The following is a 2,954-nucleotide window of genomic DNA, read 5'->3' as shown; positions in this document are numbered from 1 at the left end:
GTATGTTCTTTGAAAACTAGATAACAGTGTAGCTCATATTTTTTAATTTTAGTTTGGTTAAGTTAGAAAGGGCGCACGGTGGATGCCTTGACACTAGGAGTCGATGAAGGACGGGACTAACGCCGATATGCTTCGGGGAGCTGTAAGTAAGCTTTGATCCGAAGATTTCCGAATGGGGAAACCCACCATACGTAATGGTATGGTATCCTTACCTGAATACATAGGGTATGGAAGACAGACCCAGGGAACTGAAACATCTAAGTACCTGGAGGAAGAGAAAGCAAATGCGATTTCCTGAGTAGCGGCGAGCGAAACGGAATCTAGCCCAAACCAAGAGGCTTGCCTCTTGGGGTTGTAGGACATTCTATACGGAGTTACAAAGGAACGAGGTAGACGAAGCAGCCTGGAAAGGCTCGTCACAGAGGGTAACAACCCCGTAGTCGAAACTTCGTTCTCTCTTGAATGTATCCTGAGTACGGCGGAACACGTGAAATTCCGTCGGAATCTGGGAGGACCATCTCCCAAGGCTAAATACTACCTAGTGATCGATAGTGAACCAGTACCGTGAGGGAAAGGTGAAAAGCACCCCGGAAGGGGAGTGAAAGAGATCCTGAAACCGTGTGCCTACAAATAGTCAGAGCCCGTTAATGGGTGATGGCGTGCCTTTTGTAGAATGAACCGGCGAGTTACGATCCCGTGCGAGGTTAAGCTGAAGAGGCGGAGCCGTAGCGAAAGCGAGTCTGAATAGGGCGTTTAGTACGTGGTCGTAGACCCGAAACCAGGTGATCTACCCATGTCCAGGGTGAAGTTCAGGTAACACTGAATGGAGGCCCGAACCCACGCACGTTGAAAAGTGCGGGGATGAGGTGTGGGTAGCGGAGAAATTCCAATCGAACCTGGAGATAGCTGGTTCTCCCCGAAATAGCTTTAGGGCTAGCCTTAAGTGTAAGAGTCTTGGAGGTAGAGCACTGATTGAACTAGGGGTCCTCATCGGATTACCGAATTCAGTCAAACTCCGAATGCCAATGACTTATCCTTAGGAGTCAGACTGCGAGTGATAAGATCCGTAGTCAAGAGGGAAACAGCCCAGATCGCCAGCTAAGGTCCCAAAGTGTGTATTAAGTGGAAAAGGATGTGGAGTTGCTTAGACAACTAGGATGTTGGCTTAGAAGCAGCCACCATTTAAAGAGTGCGTAATAGCTCACTAGTCGAGTGACTCTGCGCCGAAAATGTACCGGGGCTAAATACACCACCGAAGCTGCGAATTGATACCTATGGTATCAGTGGTAGGGGAGCGTTCTAAGGGCAGTGAAGTCAGACCGTAAGGACTGGTGGAGCGCTTAGAAGTGAGAATGCCGGTATGAGTAGCGAAAGACGGGTGAGAATCCCGTCCACCGAATGCCTAAGGTTTCCTGAGGAAGGCTCGTCCGCTCAGGGTTAGTCAGGACCTAAGCCGAGGCCGACAGGCGTAGGCGATGGACAACAGGTTGATATTCCTGTACCACCTCTTTATCGTTTGAGCAATGGAGGGACGCAGAAGGATAGAAGAAGCGTGCGATTGGTTGTGCACGTCCAAGCAGTTAGGCTGATAAGTAGGCAAATCCGCTTATCGTGAAGGCTGAGCTGTGATGGGGAAGCTCCTTATGGAGCGAAGTCTTTGATTCCCCGCTGCCAAGAAAAGCTTCTAGCGAGATAAAAGGTGCCTGTACCGCAAACCGACACAGGTAGGCGAGGAGAGAATCCTAAGGTGTGCGAGAGAACTCTGGTTAAGGAACTCGGCAAAATGACCCCGTAACTTCGGGAGAAGGGGTGCTTTCTTAACGGAAAGCCGCAGTGAATAGGCCCAAGCGACTGTTTAGCAAAAACACAGGTCTCTGCGAAGCCGTAAGGCGAAGTATAGGGGCTGACACCTGCCCGGTGCTGGAAGGTTAAGGAGAGGGGTTAGCGTAAGCGAAGCTCTGAACTGAAGCCCCAGTAAACGGCGGCCGTAACTATAACGGTCCTAAGGTAGCGAAATTCCTTGTCGGGTAAGTTCCGACCCGCACGAAAGGTGTAACGATTTGGGCACTGTCTCAACCAGAGACTCGGTGAAATTATAGTACCTGTGAAGATGCAGGTTACCCGCGACAGGACGGAAAGACCCCGTGGAGCTTTACTGTAGCCTGATATTGAATTTTGGTACAGTTTGTACAGGATAGGCGGGAGCCTTTGAAGCCGGAGCGCTAGCTTCGGTGGAGGCGCTGGTGGGATACCGCCCTGACTGTATTGAAATTCTAACCTACGGGTCTTATCGACCCGGGAGACAGTGTCAGGTGGGCAGTTTGACTGGGGCGGTCGCCTCCTAAAGTGTAACGGAGGCGCCCAAAGGTTCCCTCAGAATGGTTGGAAATCATTCGTAGAGTGCAAAGGCATAAGGGAGCTTGACTGCGAGACCTACAAGTCGAGCAGGGACGAAAGTCGGGCTTAGTGATCCGGTGGTTCCGCATGGAAGGGCCATCGCTCAACGGATAAAAGCTACCCCGGGGATAACAGGCTTATCTCCCCCAAGAGTCCACATCGACGGGGAGGTTTGGCACCTCGATGTCGGCTCATCGCATCCTGGGGCTGTAGTCGGTCCCAAGGGTTGGGCTGTTCGCCCATTAAAGCGGTACGCGAGCTGGGTTCAGAACGTCGTGAGACAGTTCGGTCCCTATCCGTCGTGGGCGTAGGAAATTTGAGAGGAGCTGTCCTTAGTACGAGAGGACCGGGATGGACGCACCGCTGGTGTACCAGTTGTTCTGCCAAGGGCATAGCTGGGTAGCTATGTGCGGAAGGGATAAGTGCTGAAAGCATCTAAGCATGAAGCCCCCCTCAAGATGAGATTTCCCATAGCGTAAGCTAGTAAGATCCCTGAAAGATGATCAGGTTGATAGGTTCGAGGTGGAAGCATGGTGACATGTGGAGCTGACGAATAC

The 2,954-nt window shown here is 51.5% G+C and carries 1 rRNA gene; it reads left to right on the top strand.

Going from position 1 to position 2,954, the window contains the following annotated elements:
- Positions 1–55 precede the first annotated feature (55 nt).
- A 23S ribosomal RNA gene (locus tag ACM6HU_RS25385) occupies positions 56–2,954 on the top strand; the annotation flags it as partial.

The organism is Bacillus sp. IT-79MI2 (assembly GCF_949768135.1).
GTDB lineage: Bacteria > Bacillota > Bacilli > Bacillales > Bacillaceae_G > Bacillus_A > Bacillus_A pseudomycoides.
The sequence above is the reverse complement of the archived record's forward strand: the minus strand, read 5'-3'. Positions and strand labels throughout refer to the sequence as shown.